The following is an 18529-nucleotide window of genomic DNA, read 5'->3' as shown; positions in this document are numbered from 1 at the left end:
CAATCGCATATCGAAGAGGTTTCCGCCTGTTGGGAAAGCTCACCCTTCTCGCTTGCGGGGAGGACTGCTAGTGGCAGAGCACGTCAGGCAGTCCGACGGAGAGTGATGACGCATCCTGGCGTCGCGCAGTCGATGCGTTCTAGCCGACGGTCTCGCTCTCCGGGGTCCAGGCTTCTGGCTGGTCGAGCACGGAGACCGCGCGAACATGGCAGCGAATCTTATGCCCGACATCCCGCGAGCTGAGCTCATAGCTTGTGCCGGTTTCGCCCACGATCGGAACGCCGTCACGATACCATAGACACTCAATTTGCGACGCAATAACGTTCGGTACGACGGTCAGCGCCTGGCCCGATGAAGCCTGGCCCGAGAAGGCCGGCAATGCGCTGAATCCCGTCGGGACCCTAGCCAGATCCGTTTCCGTCTGCCGGACCCGTATATAGTCAATCACCATGTCATACGTCTGCGACGGGTCCGGTTGAGCGCGACCCTTTTTTTCATCGTAAGCGAAATCCACCATGATGTATTTTTTCGCTGCGAGTTCCGGCGTCGTCGGAACGCGCGCGACTTCATGGCCGTCGATCACGAAATAAGTATAATCATCCTCGATCTGCGCGTACCACGTATGAAATTCGCCATCGTATACGTCGATCGTGCTGGGAAAACCACTTGATGGATCGACTTGATAGCCGGCGATTTTCCGGTGCACGCCACGTGGCGTGATATGTGGATCTGCATAGCCGAGGCTGGGTTTGTGCACGTGCTGGCTGATGTTGATATAGGCCCCATTGAGACCGTCATATTCCCAAAAGTCCGTCTCAAGACGATTGCGTGTCCGCCAGAATAGATGATCCCTGCCATACGCCCAAAAAGCAGGAAAAAATCCAGGGCGGGGCGCTGCGATCTTCGGCAGTCTGGCGCGGATCTCAAAGATACCCTTTCCCCAACACCGCCCCTGGCCATTGTTGTTCACGGAAGAGAACGCACCTGTTCTCCAACGGCCCTTATGCAAGAGCCGGAGCGCCAGCGTGTGGCTGGTGGCGTCGTGCACATAGGAGGAGGGTGACGCCGAGATCGGCGGGGTAGCGGCGTCGACACCAACGGTCGTCAGATGGGTCGGCGCATACCAGATGCTGCCTTGCGCGCCTTTGGAATAATCGACAACCGAGTTGGATTCGAAGTCGTCAAAAAAAACCGTTGTGTAAGCGCGGATCGGGGGCGCCGCCTCACCACGATGAGCATATCGCCGCTCTTTGCCGATGGCTGCCCAGGACGCCCACGAGGCTGCATCGAACGCATAACGTGCCGGTTTGTCATTCGCATCCACGGCTGAAGGAGGGCTCTGGCGATAGGGATGAACGTCGGGTAGGGCGGATTGCCGGCCGACGCGCCACATGCCCCATCCCATCAGCTTGTCGATCTGCGAGTCACTCAGTTCGCTTTGTCCGATAATGACGCAATCGATCGCGACATCGGCCCTCATCGGATTGTTCACATCGCCCATGAAGCTCTGCGATTTCATCCGGTTGGGTGTCAATGCATAAACCGTCTGGCCGGCCGTCTTGACCCCGTTCACCACGGCCTGCATCGCGAATCCGCGGCGGTACCCGACCATGACATTCCAGTCGCCAAAATCCGTCGAGCATTGCCCTTCCTCGCTCTTAATCTTACCGTCATCGATCTGCGAAACGAATGCGCCTGCCGAAGGCCTGAAACAGACCCGCGGCTGGCGATGCACCGAGCCACCCTCCGCCCCATTGACGCAAAGAACGGAAACATTTTTCGCGTCGGCGTTGACTGCCGAATTGCACCGGGCGATCACCAACCACCAGCGGTGAAGATACGGGGCATCATTATCGGCGGGCCAGGTCAACGCCTGTTTCGTGTCCTTCTTGAAGAGGACGCCGCCGTTATTCGGAAGCTTTGTTGGGCGCAGGGAGGGCTCGGCTTGCGCCGCAGCCACCGACTTCACGCCGCCGGATTGCCACGAGGAGACTTCGCCTTCCGATAGATCCTCCTGAAACCAGGATTTCACAATCATTTCCGGGAACAGACCAGGATGCCAGGAGTGAGCTTTCGACTGCGAGCCTTGCGCGGGACCGGCGGCGCGAGCATCCCGTCCTGGGCGACCAGTTGCCGTCAGCACAAGGGCGGCGCATACGGCCCGCGCCAGATCCCGGCGGGAAATGCGGTTGGTCATGGTCGTGTGCCCTACTTATCTCACGTCGCACCAGTAATCGCTGGCTTCGGGGTAAGACTGCACCCTGGACGGACGTTACCGACCATTGCGCTTCTCCTCGCAGGAAATTCACCGCGGAACACGTCAACCCCGGCAGTATATCATGACGGCTTGATTTGCCTATGAACGGCCAAAGAAAGCCTATATCGTGGCGGATGTGAACGCCAGACCGCTGCCCAGCTCGATCCGTATCAACACTAGACCGGAACTCGCACGCAACTCTGTCGACCGTGGGATTGTTCGGCTACGCCGATGACACCCTTTGACCCGCTACATTGGCCTCGCAGAAAGGAGACGCAGCGAAAAATGTCCCTCCTTTTTCTCGGCATCCGTCACGGAAAACAGCTTTGGCGCAATCTGAAGCCAGGCCCCGGCTACGGATCAAAGAGCTCGCATATGCGCCTGCAACGAAACATCTTTCCGAGCATCGGGGTGATCTTCGTCCATATTCCCAAGACGGCCGGCACGTCTCTGCATTCCTACTTCTCTCAATTGTCCGACGCGTATGGCGCCACGCCGCGCCTTCCCGAGTTGGAGCCCTATGCCCGCGAGATTGCATACAAGCACAAGATGGCATGCGAGCTTAAGGCATGGATCGGAGACGAACTCTGGAGCCGCGCATTCAAGGTCGCCTTCGTCAGAAATCCGTGGGATCTGATGGTCTCGAGCTATAATTGGTGGCTTCAGAAGGCGCCGACCTATCCGCATTTCGGCGCCCAGGTTGAGCAGGTCCAGGCTCTGGGAAGCTTCAAGAGCTTTCTCGCCTCCGATTTCGGAACGCGCATGATCAACGAGGTGACCGGCTCCATGGAAGATTGGTTTCAGGACTCCGGGCGCGATATCGTGGACTATGTGGGCAAGGTCGAGACGATCGATGCCGATCTTCGGGCCATCCGCGATCTTGCGGGTTTGTCGGATGGAGGAATTCTGCTGGAGCAACTCAACCCGACCAAGCGTGAGGGCTACCGAAGCTACTACGACGATGAATCCCGCGAAATGATAAGGCGACGATTTGCCTATATTATCGACCGGTTCGGATACAGGTTCTGAGGCTTAGCGCAGCGTCCATTTGAGCTTCTTGGATGTCACGCTTTGCAGGACTTCCACCCCGTATTTCCCGAAGAGGAGCGACGCTCTCAGATAGAGAGTGACAACGGATAATGTACCTACAACGAGAAGCCCGATCGCGAGCACAAGATAGGCGGGCGATCCGTCAAGCAGCATTTTGACCGCGGAGCCGGTGGCGAAGACCACAGCGGCGAATGCGACAGGCGGCATGTGGACGAGCGCGAAATCCAGAGCTGATAATCCCGTTATCCGACAACTCATCGCCGCATAAAGGAAGAAACTCGTCGCAATGGCGCCGGACACTGCAAACGCCACCGCGTTCACGCCGTGGGGTGCCGAGAAGAATGCGAGTGAAGCGACAAGGGCCATGTAAATGATCTGCATGGAAGCCGTTCGGTAACTTTGGCCCGTTGCAAGCGTCACGGCTGCGCACACTCTGTAACCCACGCGGAAATAAATTACTGCAGAGAATACGATAATAGGAGCGACGGCATCCATCCATTTCTGGCCGAGGACTGTCAGGACAAGCTCTTTCGCAAAACAGCATAGAAACGCGCTAGTCGGTAGGGCAAGCGCCGCTGCCAACGCATAACCCTTGAGCTGAGCGGTGCGGAGCCTGGCCTTATCGTGATGAACCTTCGACAGGAGTGGAAAAACCACGCTCTTGTTCAGATCGCCGAACAGATTTGCCGGCATCGCGATCAGATAATACGCTCGCGAATAAATGCCCAGCTCGGCGGTGCCGATCAAGCGCGCGACAATAACATTATCGATATATTTGGCGGTGAAGCTCGATATACCGGCCAGCGAATAGCCCAGGCTCTGTCTGCGGATATCGCGGTAGGACTGAATGTCGAAACGGGGACTCACGAGATAGTCCCTGGCGATGAAGAAATAGATGGCGGCCAGGATGAATGCCTCAGCCATATACGCGACCACCAAGGCCCAATAGCTGAATCCTAAATAGGCAAGCGGAATGGCTAGGCCGACGTGGGAAGCAATCCAAGCGACCAGCCTCGCTATAGAGGATATTTTGAATTTCAGGTGCCGCGACAAAATGGCCTCGGCGGTCAGATTGAACGCGTTCGCGACCATCATGACCGCCAGGACGCGCGAAACGAGGACCAATTCCGGCACATGAAGGAAATCGGCGATCTGACCTGCAAGCAGCCACTGAAGCACAGCAAGCCCGACGGCGATCAGCAGAGACAGGAACGAGATGGTTCCCATATGGCGCTTATCGAGGTCCTTCCGCTGGACCACGACGTTGGACATGCCGAGATTGGCGATTGTGTTGCCGAGGGCCCCCACGATAAGCGCGGCGCCAACGACACCATATTCCTGAGGAGAAAGCAGGCGAGCGAGGACAGCCGTGACAAAGATGTTCAATACGGTCCGAGCCAGCAGTGTGGCACCCGACCACGAGAGGCCCCTGGCCGCCCTTCTTGTCAGGTTCTTATCTTCAGTTATTTCGTCCAAGTTGACCTGCTCCAGACCGTTCAATTGGCCTGCGGCGTTTCCCTGCATGCAAACGCGATCCAATATCATGGGCTATTTTTCTCGCCCATGCCTCGCGGGTGAATTCGCGCTCCATTCGCCGTCTCGCGTTCTCACCAAGTCGCCTCCGCAACTCAGTATTGTCGCGCAATTGGGTCAGCGCCCGAGTCCAATCCATAGGATCATCCGGGGAGCAAAGAAGTGCGGTTTCGCCACCGGTGAATATTTCTTGCAAAACCGGAAGATCGCTGCAGAGGATGGCTTTTCCATGCGCCATGTATTCGAATGCCTTCAGGGGCGACATCCAATCGGCCAGGTTCGTGGCATCATTGCCGACGCCTCGTACAACCCGCTGGTAGGGCGCGAGCGCCACGTCGAACGCCGCAAGGAAGGACGGGATCCGCGCATGCGGCACATATCCGTGAAAGATGATATTTCTCTCAGATTCTGCCCGCGCCCGCCACTGGTCGATGTCATGCTGTGCCCCACCGACGATATGAAAGGTAGCCCAAGGGCAGGCTTGCGCAAGAGGAAGTATGATCTCCATTCCTTTTCCTGGATAGAGTTGCCCCGCATATCCAACATTGAAATCCCCGCAGAGCGGGATCGCGCCTTGCGTCGGCTCTGTCACGAGATCGCCACCGAGCGGCGTGGACAGGATGCGACCTGACAACTCGGGCCACCGGCTTTCAAAGTGTTTCCTCAACGCTTCGCTGATGACAACGAGTGAAAGAAGGTTTTTCGACTTCACCAACATGTGGAAGCGCTTGATGACAGCTTGGCGCTCGGCTTCAACCGGGCTGTGCAACTCCAGGACCGTTGGCCTGCCCGCTGCAGCCGTAACCCTGGCAACGGAGATCGACCGTGTGATCACGGCATCGCGCGCCGTCAGCCATGCGAGCAACGACACGGCACCGCCAAAGACAAGCTGTTGGGCTGGAAAATGGTCGAATGGTATGCGCCACAAACCAACACGCCGCTCTGGATTGTAGGCCTTCCTAATTTCGCTCCACTTGTTTGTGCCGGGTCGATCAAGGGGAATTGCAAGAACAGTTCTGCACCCGATTGCTTGAAACGCGCTGCATGCCTTCACGACCTGCACGGTGTTTGCCGCCTGGCCCGGAATAGGCACGGGATGCGCATAGACAAGCTTCAAATTACTCATTGCTTAGGCGCCCAATCGCCGTTGCCGTCATCGCTTCATCAACCTAGTCTTTATGCGGACGGACAGGCACCCCCCGCTAAGCATCGCGACATCACGGCGCACTGGTTCACTGAAACCGGCTTGTTGCTTCCAGCAACAATCTGCGTATTCCGCTGCCGCGCGCAGAATCGAGAAGCCATGAGAGAAATGGCAGCCGCCTGCGCGTCAACGACGCCGCCCGTATGAGAAGGCGTTCCAGACGGAAGCCGACCTGACGTTGAACGGCGTTGTAGTGGTGTTCGATCTCGCGCCTCTTTTCGAGCGAAAGTCCCGGATAAGGCTGCCAGGACGCGCTGGCCGCTTCGAGGTCGAACCGCGGAAAGGGCGGCAGAGTGAATTCCGTTCGTAGCCGCTCCATGGAGGGCTCTAGCCTCGAAAGGAGCGCGGCTCTTTCATCGGGTGAGAGATATTCGTGATTGTTGTTGGGGCTTGTAATTATCTTGTCTACCAATTCAAATATCTTGCGCTCCAATTTATGCTCGGAATAAGAAATATTCTCATGTCTTAGGCGCTTATATTCCAATACATCTCGGCTTATCCTCTCATTCGAACGAAGACGCAGCTGCGTGAAAGACGAGATATCCTCAAGATCGAGAACATGTCTCACGAAATCTTCGATCAGATTTGGCAGGGCCGCTTCGTAAGCGCGTACCGAACACGCGCTGCTCCCAAAGACTTCGCGCCAAATGGACAGGCATCGATGATAGTCCAGCATACCCTCGATTATTTTTAGGAAATCTATAACGTCTCCGGTGAACAGAGATACTTGGCGCGTTTGATCGCCAAGAAGTCCAGCGCCGATAACGCCGCGCTTGACGTTCTGGTTGTATAACGACTCGAGACAATGATCCGGCCTTCTCACATAACACAGCACACGGCATTCCACCTCCGCCGGAATGGAAGCACGCAACTGTTCGATCAAATTGCGCTCCTCTAATAGGGCACTGATCGAATAGAGACTTTCGGAACTTGCGATGATCGTGTGAGCTCCGTCTCTTTCGGCCACTTTCAGCTGATTCAGGAAGAAAGTCCGAAATTTATCCAGTCCGGTCAGCAACAGAGTATTGGTAATGCTGTTGAAATTGAACTCGTTCGGAGGCGTGGCGTAGTGAATGCCGTACTTGCGGAGCTTCTTTGCATTCACGCACAGGAAATGCTGCAACGCTGTGGTGCCCGTCTTAGCAGTGCCGATATGAAGGATGAGCTTCATGTTATCTTTTTACCCGAGGGTTCAAGCAAGACGAAGCGAGCAATGCGGACAAAAGCTGCGAGATTCCGCCGCATTGTCTCGCAAGCAAGCTTCAGCGGGCGCATGGCAAAGCTTTCTGCATAAGCGTGGCGAAGAGACTCATTTGTCGTGTTGCGACGCTTTCCATAGTGAATCGCGATACGATCGTTTGTACTGCGCGCCGCGCCATCTCATCGCGCTCGGCGTCCGATAGGCCGAGCGCGCGAAGAAGGAGTCCGCAATACTCCGGATGCGAGTGAGCCAAAAAACCGCTGCGCTCATGCTCTACAATATCGGACGCACCGCTGACATCGGTGACGATCGGCACCACGCCGCAGCTCATGGCCTCGAGCAGGGCGTTTGACATGCCTTCTGACACCGAGGTGGAAAGATAGAAATCTGCGTCGCATAGAAAGGGAAAGACATCTTCGACTGCGCCGGCGAATGTGACCCTGCCGGAAAGGCCCAACCGGGCCGCCTGTTCCTCGAGCGCGGCGCGGCACTGGCCATCGCCCAGGATGGTGAGTTGCGCCTTTGCGTCGGCGGGAAGTGCCGCGAACGCATCGATCATGTGCTCGAGGCATTTCTCCGGATCGAGGCGGCCAAGGCAGATAAAGCGTCGGCTCCCATCGGCGTTCGGCTTGCGGCGCGGCTTGCGGGGCAGATCGATCCCATTCGGAATCATATGAATGCGATCCGCGCCGATGCCATGTCTCTTCAGATCACCAGCGATTTGGCGGCTATTGGCGATGAAGGCCGTGACGTGACGCTTAATCAACGCGGACGCCCAGCGACCGATGATTTTCTTTTCGCGCACAACGTCGAGATCGAAACACCGTCCGCCCCGGGCCAATTTTGCGAGAACCGGTTTGCGCAGGAGGGCTCCTGCCAATGCCGCCGGAACAGCGTGAAGTCGGGCATGGATGATATGTACGACGTCGAATTCGTCGCGACGGCGCAGCATCCAGATCAAAACCTGGACACACCACGACAGGAACGACAGCATATGCCGCCCGCCCAAATACGGAGCCGCGCGCAAACGAAGGCGATGGATAGGCACCCCGTCGATGGCGGACCGTTTCGGGGTCGAGCGCGACAGTCTGGGTGCCAAAATGGTTGCGGAAACGCCGCTTTCAACCAGCGCCCGAGCAAATCGCCGCGCCTGTTGTTCGCCGCCGCCATATGACTCAGGAAAATAGGTTGGGAGCACGAGCAGAACACGTATGCCGGGAAGAGCTTCGGCTCGCGGGGGCTTCATCGGATAAGCGGAGGCAACTTCTGCTGCAATCATACCAATCCGCCGGATAGCGTTCCTGGAGCCAAGGCGGCCACCAAGTTTACTCCCGTCCCATGTGCAAAGAAAGAAGATGCCTCTTTGGCGTCTCACTGCCTTTCAGCGCTTCGATCCCCTTGTCGTCCAGATCGGCGCACTCCACCTCATCCCCGAAATCGGCAAAGTATGCACCGCTAACCAATCCGGCAGGCTGCCCGATCACCGTCAAACGCATAGGCTGCACCCGTTCATCGCGGAAGCGCCACATTTCGGACAGGAGACCTTGTTGACACTCCCCTGCTTGCCCGATGCTGGTCAAGAGCCTCGCGGTAAACGGCATCGATGCGGTTGCCCATCAGCTTGACGTCCCAGTTTGAAAGATCCGTCGCCGCGGCACCTTGGGCGAGGCAAGCCAGTCTTTCACGATCCTCCAGGACGGCGGCAATGGCGTCGGCCATGGCTGCCAAATCGTCCGCGGGTGTAATCACACCGTTGATACCAGGGCGGAGCACTTCGCGAAGACCTGGCAGATCGCAAGCGACGCAGGGTTTGCCGCCGGCGAGATATTGCATGACCACGCGGGGCAATCCCTCCCGCATGGAACAGAGCAGACAGAGATCCGCGAGTGCAATCAGCCGCTCGGGGTCGTCCCGATAACCGGCAAAGACCACTTGTCGCTCGAGCCCAAGCCGCTTGGCCCGCGATTCCACGGTCGAGCGAAGCGGCCCGTCGCCCGCGAGCACAAGCATCGCGTCGGGTAACCGGAGGGCGACTTTGTTGAAAGCGTCCAGAAATTCCGTGTGTCGCTTGCGTGGCTCGAAAGCCGCGATCATCAAGAGCACGGGCGGGCGCGGCGCGCCCGGCGTCAAGCGCAACAAATCGCGCCAATCGTCGGGCGGACCGGCGTTGCGAAAACGATCGAGATCGAATCCGGAACGGACGACATAATGTCTGTCTGGATGTCCCACTCCTGCGCTCAAGCATAAGTCGCGGATGCCCTCGCTCACACTGATGAACGCACTGGTGACTGGCGCTGCCAGCTTTTCCAAGGCGAGATAGACAAACCGCTCGGCGACGCCGACATTGACAAAAGGCACGATATGCACGCCATGAACGATCGCTGGAACTCCCGCCGCCCATGCGGCGAGCCGCCCGAGAATGCCTGCCTTGCTGGTGTGCGTATGCACGATGTCGGCATTCAAGGCGCGGAATCTCCGGGTGAGCGCCAATAATGCCTTCACGTCGGAGACAGGCGAAATGGATCGGGTCAGGCCTGGGACGCCAATGAGTTCCACCCGCGGGTCCACTTTAGCTACAATTTCCGGCTGGACCACCTCGCCATGCAGCAGGACAACATCATGCCCCCCTTGCGCGGCCCAATTGCAGGAATGGACGGTATTCTCATCAGCACCGCCATTGATGAGACGGGTAATGACATGAGCGATACGCAGTCGATGCCCCCGGTCAAACTTGCCCTCCGCATCCTGTGCTTTCATATCGCCGCACCGATCGCGCTGAATCCGTCCGGTGGGTGCGTTCCCACGCCGAGCCGCGCTTTCGGTCTCATGCGTCCCGATATCGGTGCTACTGCATTGGGGTGACATGCCACACCTCAGTGGGTGCCGTATGGAGACGAACCCCGAATCCTGGGATACCCTTGTCCTTTTGGGTCGTGGCACGTGCCGTCCATAGGAGGGGTTATCCCAATGGCTTCCAGTCGGTCAGATCAGATTTATCTTGTTGGATTTAAACGTCTCAGAGACGTGTCGCTGTTACCCCGGGCACAGCGGAGCGATTATTCTGTGATATGTTAGTGCTAATACTTCTGCGTTTTGCGCGGAATCGGACTGGGTCCAAAGGACTAGTCAAGGCCACGCTTCAAGGGACCTGGGCGCTTTAGCCTATCAAGGGGACAGAAGCCATGGCAGAGGGCGGTTCACCAGCACCTTGCGGATTTTTCGCATGCCCCAAAGCTACTTCTTGTCGATGTCCGCCGGCAGCTGGTTGAGGCGCTCGAGCGTGCATTGGATCAAGACATTGTCTCTTCCCTGGTCGGCGGATCCTACGGGGACTGAGTCGAGAAGCATCCTGTCTTGGTTCGCCATAGCCGGCCAGCTGGTCCTCTTCATCGCGCTGGTCTATCTCCTCAGGCTCGAGACTACTGCGCTTGTCCGCGTCCTGCTCGTTGCCCTCGCCGGCTGGTGCGTGCACTACTTCCTGCCACAGCTTTACCGGCTGCCGTTTTTCGTGCTGCTCTCGTTCGCGGCTATCGCCGCGGTTTTCGCGAACCTTGGGCCCAACTGGCACCACTGGAGATTTGATGGCCTCATCGATGCCGCCTGGATCGTCGCCATTGGGCTCGTACTGATCGGCATTGTCCACCTACCCATCGCTTTTGGATGGAGAGTGCTGGCGCTGGTTGGCGCCGGCTGCGGGCTCGCCGCCGCACGAATGGACTGGATTGCGACCCCGTGGACGCGCGCCGTCTGGCCCGTGCTCGCTTCCATGTTCATGTTCCGTCTCATTGTCTATGCGTACGAAATGCGGCGTGACCAGAGGATGGCGACGGTTTCAGAACGTCTCGCGTATTTTTTCATGTTGCCGAACGTGTGCTTCCCGCTCTTTCCGGTCGTAGATTTTAGAACTTTCCGCAGCAGCTACTACAATGCTGACCGGCACTACATCTATCAAACGGGCATTCAGTGGATGTTTCGCGGCGCTGTCCATTTGATATGCTACCGCATCGTGTATCAACGATTTGTTATAGATGCTGCGGATGTACAGGATCAGGTCGATCTTTTGCAATTTATCATATGGCCGTTTTTACTTTATCTAAAGGTTTCAGGAACTTTTCACATAATCACCGGGATTTTGCATTTATTTGGATTCAACCTTCCAGAAACCCACAATCTGTATTTTCTTTCCTCAAGTTTCACAGATTTCTGGCGTCGAATAAACATATACTGGAAGGACTTTATAATGAAAATTGTATATTATCCGTTGTATTTTCGTTTTCGACGCTGGGGAGAGAGCATAGCGCTGGTCAGCGCGACCCTCCTCGCGTTCCTCGCGACTTGGCTGCTGCACAACTATCAGTGGTTCTGGTTACGTGGCACCTGGGTATTCACCTGGAACGACTTCCTCTTCTGGATGATCCTGGCCGTGCTTGTGACGATCAACGCCCATTATGAAATGCGGCACGGTCGCACCCGGCGCCTGCGTGGCGGGGCACTAAGCTGGAACGGTGCGCTGCAGACTGCGAGCCGGACCATTGGCGTATTCGTCGTCATCTCGCTCCTTTGGTCGTTTTGGAGCGCGAGCTCGGTCCCGCAATGGTTCTCGGTCTTCGACACTGTGGGCGTAGAAGGACCTGGCAAAATGACGCCCGCCCTCGTACTGGTCGCGGTGGCAGCTATCATTGGCATTCCTGCGCTTGCGCTCGCGCGCGGCGGCGCCGACCGCCAGTACAGTTTCCAACGGTCGGTTGCGTCGGTCGGTGTCTGCGGGTTGATCGCGGTTTGCATCTCGCTTCCCGTGGTTCACGATCGCCTCGGGGAGACGGTCAGTACCGCAATGGCCGACATTAGAATGCCGACCCTCAATAGCCGCGACAACGCGAACCTGGAGCGCGGCTACTACGAGAACCTCGTCAATGTCGGCGCATTTAACCCAGAACTCTGGATTGTCTATGGCCAGCAACGACACGACGGTTGGGACAATTTGGACAAGACGCCGCTGAGCGAGTTCACGGGTGCGCTTCCCACGACCTATCTGCGACCACTTTCCCAAGCAGACTTTAAGGGAACGCGGGTCCACATCAACCGCTGGGGCATGCGAGATCAGGACTACGAAAAGATTCCTGCTCCCGGCACCCCGCGATCGCATTCGTTGGCTCTTCGCATGTCTTCGGCGAGGGCGTCGCGGATGACGAGACTTTCGAGGGCCTGTTGGAGCGGCGGCTGAATGCGCAGGCAGCCGCCAGCGGGTATCGACACTACGAGGTGCTGAACTTTGCCGTTGGGGGTTATGTTCCTCTGGACATTCTGGCCATCATCGAGGATCGAGTGCTCGCATTCAAACCAAAGTACATCTTTTACTTCGAGCACAGCGCGCTTGTTCCACGAACGCTAAAGCGTCTCGGGAAAGCAATCCAGAATGGCTCCGCATATCGCTACGACTTCGTGCGCGACATTGTACGCGAGAGCGGGATCGATCCTCGTGCCGACCCCGAGGTACTTCAAAGAAAGCTCACGCCCTACGGAGACAGACTTCTGCGTGCGATCTATTCTCGGATCGTGGAAGCTGCGAAGCGAGAAGGGGTCGGGGTCTTTTGGATTTATTTACCCAGACCAGACGAGAGGACCAGTACCGATCTGGAGAAGCGCCTCGCTGCCGAGGCTGGCTTCAACGTTCTCGATCTTTCCAACGTGTATGACGGGCACGACAGGCGGACCCTTCTTGTAGCACCTTGGGACGATCACCCAAACGCCGCCGGCCATCGGCTCATCGCCGACAAGCTTTACGAGGTGCTGCGGCAACACCGGGATCTAATTCGCCTGAACCTTGCGGCTGCTCCACAAAAGGAGAAACAATGAACGCGATCCAGATCAGGACGATGGCCAGGGATTTCATATTGAAGGAATTTCTGCCCGGTGAAAGGCCGGAGAATCTGACGGATTCAACGGAGCTGATAACTGACGGCATTCTCGACTCGTTGGCGACGCTTAAGCTCGTTGCCTACCTGGAAAAATCCTGCGGTATCGAAATCGCCCCTGACGAACTCGTGCCGGAGAACCTGAACTCCATCGCCCAAATTGCCAATTTCGTCCAATCGAAGCAGGCGTCCATATAGAGAGCCCGCCATGACGGTCGCTGCCTTACACGAGTATCTGGAACAGAGCGCGAGGCGGGATCCCAAGAGGTGCGCCGCTGTCGAGGCGAGCTCTGGGCGGCAGATCACCTACGGCGAGCTCGACGCGCTGTCGGACCAAGTCCGCGACCATCTGCGTCGGATCGGCGTCCGGCCGGCGGACCGCGTCGGCATTTGCCTTCCAAAATCGATCGCCTCGCTCGCTGTTCTGTTCGGCATCTTAAAGATGGGCGCAGTCTATGTGCCCGTCGACTCTCTGGCACCGCCTGCGCGTAACGCGTTCATATTTAACGACTGCGGCGTGCGCGCGATTTTCGTGGAGGCGTCCCGAGCCGAAACTTTGCGCTGTGAGTTGGCGCGCTTGGCTGCGGAACCATGTCTCTTGCAGCTCGACTGGTCCGACGGTCCCTCGCCGCTCGCGACGTACCTGGCTCGCGTAGCGGCCGGCGGCTTGGCGGTGGAGGACGAATCGGCGCGGCCGGGGCCGGACGACCTCGCTTACGTGCTTTACACTTCGGGCTCGACCGGCCAGCCGAAGGGCGTGATGCTGACGCATCGTAATGGCTCGAGCTACGTGGACTGGTGTTCCGATATCCTCGCCCCTGACGAGAACGACCGCTTCTCTTCCCATGCGCCTTTCCACTTCGACCTGTCTATTCTCGACATCTTCGTACCGCTGAAGCACGGCGCGACCGTATTCCTCATCGGTGAGGAGCTCGGCAAGAATCCGACCCGGATGGCGTCGGTTATCGCCGAGCGGCGGTTGACCGTCTGGTATTCCACTCCCTCCGTACTCACGCTTCTGGTCGAGCACGGCAGCCTTGATGCTCGCGACGACCACGCTCTTCGGTTCATTCTATTTGCCGGCGAGGTTTTTCCGGTCAAGCATCTGCGCAGGCTGAAGGCTGTGGTCCCACGCGCACGCTACCTGAATCTCTATGGCCCAACCGAGACCAACGTCTGTACCTACTACGAAATCCCGCAGACGATCGCCGAAGACCGCTCGGCGCCGTTTCCGATCGGGCGCGCCTGCTCGCATGTTAAGGCACGCGTGATCGATGCGAATGGTCGCGACGTGCCGCGAGGCCAGGAAGGCGAGCTCGCAATCAGCGGTGCTCCCGTGATGCTGGGCTATTGGAACATGCCTGAGCGAACAAGCGCCGCTTTTCATGTCGATTCAACCGGTCGCTGGTACCGTACCGGCGATGTAGTGATCGAAGGCGATGGCGGAGTCTACACCTTCCGCGGTCGACGCGACCGGATGGTGAAGAGACGGGGATATCGGATCGAACTCGGCGAGATCGAGACGGCGCTCTATCGCCATCCAGCGATCTCCGAGGTGGCGGCGATCGCTCGCTCGGAGGAGTCGGGCGTCTCCATAAAGGTGTTCTATGCCTCGCGCGGCGGCCATGCGCTGTCGCTCATCGAGCTGAAGCGGTTCTGCGCCCACAACTTGCCGGCCTACATGGCCCCGGACTGGTTCTCGCACCAGCAGTTACTTCCCAAGACATCGACAGATAAAATCGACTACCAGCATCTGATGAGGATGGAGTAGTGGATTTCACGCTGAACGAGGAGCAGCGTATCCTGCGTGGCCAGATCCTTCGCTTCGCGCAAGATGAGCTCAATAAAGATGTCAGGCAGCGCGACCGAGACCAAGTTTTCCAGCGCGAGTTGTGGGGGGCCTGCGCGCAGATGGGCCTGACCGGCCTGCCAGTCCCCCAGGCCTACGGGGGACCCGGTCTCGATTCCCTGTCCACGGCCATTGCAATCGATGCGCTTGGCTACGGCTGCGAGGATTCCGGTCTGGTCTTCTCGATCTGCGCCCACCTTCTCGCCTGCGTGGTGCCGATTTGGAAGTTCGGCACTGAAGAGCAGAAGAATCGATATCTTCCGGGGCTCTGTGATGGCACTTTGATCGCAGCCAATGCGATGAGCGAACCGGAGTCGGGCTCCGATGCATTTGCGATGCAAACCCGGGCGGAGCCTCATGGCGACGGCTTTCTAATCAACGGCACGAAGACCTTCGTGAGCAACGGGCCGGTGGCAGATGTTGCCGTCGTCTTTGCTGTCACCGACCGCGCCAAGGGGTATTTCGGCGGCATCACGAGCTTCCTCGTGGACCGCGCGCTGCCCGGCTATCGGGTCGCGCAAAAGTTCGAAAAAATGGGACTGCGGACGTCTCCGATCGGGGAGCTTGTCTTCGATGACGTATTTGTTTCGAAGGACGCTGTTCTCGGTGGAGTGGGCGGCGGCTCCAGGCTGTTCGCTCACAGTATGGACTGGGAGCGGGCGTGCCTATTCGCCAGTCATGTAGGCACCATGGAGCGGCTTCTGGAAAAGGCAGTGGCCTATACGCGCACCAGACGTCAGTCCGGCCAGGCCATCTCCAAGCACCAGGCGGTCGCCCATAAGATTGCCGACATGAAGATGCAGGTGGAGGCGGCCCGACTGCTCGTCTACAAGGCGGCGTGGGGCCTTGAGCGCTCCGAGTCCGTATCCCTCGACGCCGCCGTTTCGAAGCTCTTTGTGAGCGAATCGCTAGTCCGCACTACGCTCGATGTCGTCCAGGTCTTCGGCGGCTATGGTTTCTTGAGCGAATTCGACGTCGAACGTGCCGTGCGTGATGCCATCGGCAGCAAACTATATTCCGGAACTTCGGAGATACAACGCAACATTATTGCTGGCTGGCTGGGGCTTTGATGATGGCTGTGGTCAGAACCTGTCCGATGAAGGGCGGCGTGAGCTGCCGCTGGGCCTGCCCTCAGTTCGCGAAAAAGGCGACGCTCGATTTTGGTAAGGCAACCGGAGAGTGGTACTATCGCAACCCATGGAGCCACCCGGCCGGAGGGCGCTTTTGTCGTTCGACTTGGGTGCGTCTGCCCAGCCCGTGATCTCCGAACTTGCGGCTCAGAGGCGAAGAACCAGACCAGCCGCGACGCGTGAAAGATAGGCTTTGTGGATGCGGCTTCTCTATATACATTCTGCGCACGTCCCGGCACCGGCCGCCAATGCGGTACAAGTCGCAAAGATGTGCGATGCATTTTCGGGTTGCCGGAGCGGAGGTCTTGCTAGCGCTTCCACGCGCCTCCATGAATACACGGGATCATTATGATCGCGCGCGAATACGGATTCGCTACCGAGTTCCCATTCCGCGTTGTCCCTGTACCCTTTTGGCCTGTGCCCGGCCGGGCGCTTTTTTTTCTGTGCTGGCGCTGCTTGCTGCGGTCTGGCTGCGGCCGCATGTCGTCTTTACACGCTCGGCTACTGTCGCGCTTGTTTCTGCCGGACTTTTCGGGTTCACGACCGTTTTTGAGCTTCACGACCCGATTGGCAGTTTGAGCAGACGTCAGCGTCAGCGCCTTGCCAAACTGATAGGCCTAGAGACGTTCCGTATGCTGGTCGTCACGTCGCAACGTCTGGGGGACGACAGCGTCGGCCTCTTTCCTCAACATGCGGGAAAATTTCTCATCGCGGCCAAGTACGAGCGGAAGCTCATAGGCTGCATAGTTTAAGGCGGCTGCGCCATCCCATGATCGCCGCCGAATGGAGATCGTTGAGCCTCGTGGGCTGGCCGAACGAGCGGCCGCGGTGCGCGAAGCGCCCTCATAGATCGCGCCCAGCGCCAGAAGGCGCCGCGCCTGCGCTGCGGTCTTCGTCTGCTTGGCGATCGCAGGCAGGTGGGCCGCGCCAAAATCCGTCCGGAGCGGAACGGGAATGCGAATCTTCTCGGTCCGCCATGTCGAATCGAATCATACCCCGACGCTTCGGGAAGCCCTCAGCGAGTCACGATCTCAGAGACTTGATATGACTCGAAGAAACCGGAGCCGCACTCCATCGGCCCTGCCGAATCGCGAGCCTCAGCCCCGCAGGCGCATGAGCCCGCCAAAGGCACTGAGCAGTAGGACGATGATGAAGTGCCGCACCAGCGCTTGGATGACGACCATGGGCATGAGTATGGCGAGGCAGAACACCACGAAGGAGAAGCTGCGCCACCGTCCCCATTCCCGCATGGCGGCTACAACAAACCCGAGGAGGCCAGCAAGTTCCAGAAGACGGTAGAACACCTGATCTACCGCAGGTGAGATCAAGCAACCGTAGCGGCCGCCCAAGCACGCATTCCCACTCACGAGCTTCCAGAAACGCAGAGCCATGCGCCGCAGGGCGCTAACCGGATCGCTCCGGATCTCATCCAGGGCAATGGCCTTGAAGATGCGCCGCTGGTTCTCGTCGTGCAGCCATTGCTCGTAACGCCCCTGTGGAATGAGAGGCGGCTTTGGGAATGCCACCTTGTCGCCCGCGGCGTAGCGGCGCTCCATCTCTTCGAAGAGGTGGTCCACGGCTGATCGCGGATGGGTTCGCAGGAACGGGTTGTTGCTGCGCGCCAAGTTCTCCTCGGCGGTCGTCGCGAAGAGGACGAAGCCGTTGTGAATCAAGTTCTGTGCCACAATATAGGGCCCGCCTATTGCGAGGAAGCCGATCAAGAACATCGCGCGGGCGCGCCGACTCAGGCAGGCGAGCACCGAAAGGTAAAGCGCGGCGAGGAGGAAAACCGCGTGGGTCAGGCAGATGAGCGCTGCGAGGATTCCGGTCGTCCCGTAAGCGCGCCGCCAGCGGGCGTTCCCTTCATCGGCCGAGAACAGGCCCTTGCGCATTATTAGGAAGATCAGGGCGGCGATGAGCAGGATGGCAAGGTTCTCGGGCCGAATCTGGAAGTAGTTTCGGGTACCAAGCACGAACAGGACGGCGAGGATCACGCTCGCGGCCCGGAGACGCGCATCCGTGATGGCGGCCGCAAGGAGCGCGAACCCGGCATAGGCCATCGCCATGTTGAACACGCGCAACGCAGCGAGATCGGCCCCGGTCAGGCGCTGCACGAACCCGATGGTCATGGAGTAGAGCGGCGGCCAAATCCCGCCGGCGTAAAAAGTCCCGATGGTGTTGAGGGAAATGTCTCCCCCCACCATGCGCGAGAACAGAAGGGCGCGGCGATAGTGCTCGGCCTCGTCCGAGTAGGTTTGCGGATTCCACAGGACGCCATTGCGGCTCAACATCCAGAGATTGAGCAGGAAGAGGTGACCGAGTAGCACCATGTAGAGGTTGCGGGTGAGCCACCGGTCGTGCCGGGAATTGAGCTGGTCCATCGTTCGGCT

The 18529-nt window shown here is 58.3% G+C and carries 15 protein-coding genes and 1 pseudogene; 7 read left to right on the top strand and 9 right to left on the bottom strand.

The window, feature by feature from the left end; all coding sequences use genetic code 11:
* Positions 1-139: 139 nt before the first annotated feature.
* Entirely contained in the window at positions 140-2197 is a 2058-nt protein-coding gene (locus JG739_RS24225) for a hypothetical protein (RefSeq protein ID WP_202363718.1), read from the bottom strand.
* Positions 2198-2542: 345 nt separating this feature from the next.
* Between JG739_RS24225 and JG739_RS24220 the strand changes: the two genes are divergently transcribed.
* The gene (locus tag JG739_RS24220; RefSeq protein ID WP_202363717.1) at positions 2543-3286 is read left to right on the top strand and encodes a sulfotransferase family 2 domain-containing protein; all 744 of its coding nucleotides are present in this window, start codon (positions 2543-2545) and stop codon (positions 3284-3286) included.
* A 3-nt stretch (positions 3287-3289) separates the two neighbouring features.
* Here the strand turns inward: JG739_RS24220 and JG739_RS24215 are convergent, their stop codons facing one another.
* From JG739_RS24215 to JG739_RS24190, 6 genes are all read right to left on the bottom strand, one after another.
* Entirely contained in the window at positions 3290-4831 is a 1542-nt protein-coding gene (locus JG739_RS24215; protein WP_202363716.1) for a lipopolysaccharide biosynthesis protein, read from the bottom strand.
* Positions 4767-5966, bottom strand: a complete 1200-nt coding sequence (locus JG739_RS24210; protein WP_202363715.1) for a glycosyltransferase family protein — start codon at positions 5964-5966, stop codon at positions 4767-4769. The genes JG739_RS24215 and JG739_RS24210 overlap by 65 nt, the downstream gene beginning before the upstream one ends.
* A gap of 106 nt (positions 5967-6072) precedes the next feature.
* Positions 6073-7215 carry a hypothetical protein gene (locus tag JG739_RS24205; RefSeq protein ID WP_202363714.1) on the bottom strand — a complete coding sequence of 381 codons (1143 nt, stop codon included), beginning with the start codon at positions 7213-7215 and terminating at the stop codon, positions 6073-6075.
* 91 nt (positions 7216-7306) lie between these two features.
* On the bottom strand, positions 7307-8524 hold the full coding sequence (locus JG739_RS24200; protein ID WP_202363713.1) for a glycosyltransferase: 1218 nt from the start codon (positions 8522-8524) through the stop codon (positions 7307-7309).
* Positions 8525-8570: 46 nt separating this feature from the next.
* Entirely contained in the window at positions 8571-8741 is a 171-nt protein-coding gene (locus JG739_RS24195; RefSeq protein ID WP_202363712.1) for a hypothetical protein, read from the bottom strand.
* Between the two features lie 13 nt (positions 8742-8754).
* Positions 8755-10002 carry a glycosyltransferase gene (locus JG739_RS24190; RefSeq protein WP_202363711.1) on the bottom strand — a complete coding sequence of 416 codons (1248 nt, stop codon included), beginning with the start codon at positions 10000-10002 and terminating at the stop codon, positions 8755-8757.
* Positions 10003-10468: 466 nt separating this feature from the next.
* Between JG739_RS24190 and JG739_RS24185 the strand changes: the two genes are divergently transcribed.
* From JG739_RS24185 to JG739_RS24160, 6 genes are all read left to right on the top strand, one after another.
* A complete protein-coding gene (locus JG739_RS24185) occupies positions 10469-12469 on the top strand; it encodes a hypothetical protein (protein ID WP_202363710.1) in 2001 nt (666 codons plus the stop codon).
* Complete coding sequence (locus JG739_RS24180; protein WP_202363709.1) at positions 12454-13101, top strand: SGNH/GDSL hydrolase family protein; 648 nt, start codon at positions 12454-12456, stop codon at positions 13099-13101. Before JG739_RS24185 ends, JG739_RS24180 begins: the two co-directional genes overlap by 16 nt.
* Positions 13098-13358 carry an acyl carrier protein gene (locus tag JG739_RS24175; RefSeq protein ID WP_202363708.1) on the top strand — a complete coding sequence of 87 codons (261 nt, stop codon included), beginning with the start codon at positions 13098-13100 and terminating at the stop codon, positions 13356-13358. Before JG739_RS24180 ends, JG739_RS24175 begins: the two co-directional genes overlap by 4 nt.
* A 10-nt stretch (positions 13359-13368) precedes the next feature.
* A complete protein-coding gene (locus JG739_RS24170) occupies positions 13369-14931 on the top strand; it encodes an amino acid adenylation domain-containing protein (protein WP_202363707.1) in 1563 nt (520 codons plus the stop codon).
* Positions 14931-16079, top strand: coding sequence for an acyl-CoA dehydrogenase family protein (locus JG739_RS24165; RefSeq protein WP_202363706.1), 1149 nt, complete (start codon positions 14931-14933; stop codon positions 16077-16079). The genes JG739_RS24170 and JG739_RS24165 overlap by 1 nt, the downstream gene beginning before the upstream one ends.
* A 503-nt stretch (positions 16080-16582) precedes the next feature.
* On the top strand, positions 16583-16891 hold the full coding sequence (locus JG739_RS24160; protein ID WP_202363705.1) for a hypothetical protein: 309 nt from the start codon (positions 16583-16585) through the stop codon (positions 16889-16891).
* Positions 16892-16954: 63 nt separating this feature from the next.
* Here the strand turns inward: JG739_RS24160 and JG739_RS35515 are convergent.
* Together JG739_RS35515 and JG739_RS24155 are read right to left on the bottom strand one after the other, a co-directional pair.
* Positions 16955-17101: pseudogene (locus JG739_RS35515) on the bottom strand (IS630 family transposase); the annotation flags it as partial.
* A 135-nt stretch (positions 17102-17236) separates the two neighbouring features.
* Positions 17237-18520, bottom strand: coding sequence for a hypothetical protein (locus JG739_RS24155; protein ID WP_202363704.1), 1284 nt, complete (start codon positions 18518-18520; stop codon positions 17237-17239).
* Between the last annotated feature and the right edge of the window lie 9 nt (positions 18521-18529).

The sequence above is a fragment of the Mesorhizobium sp. L-2-11 genome (genome assembly GCF_016756595.1).
Classification (GTDB): Bacteria; Pseudomonadota; Alphaproteobacteria; order Rhizobiales; family Rhizobiaceae; genus Mesorhizobium.
Note: the sequence above shows the minus strand (reverse complement) of the source record. Positions and strands in the feature narration are given on the sequence as shown.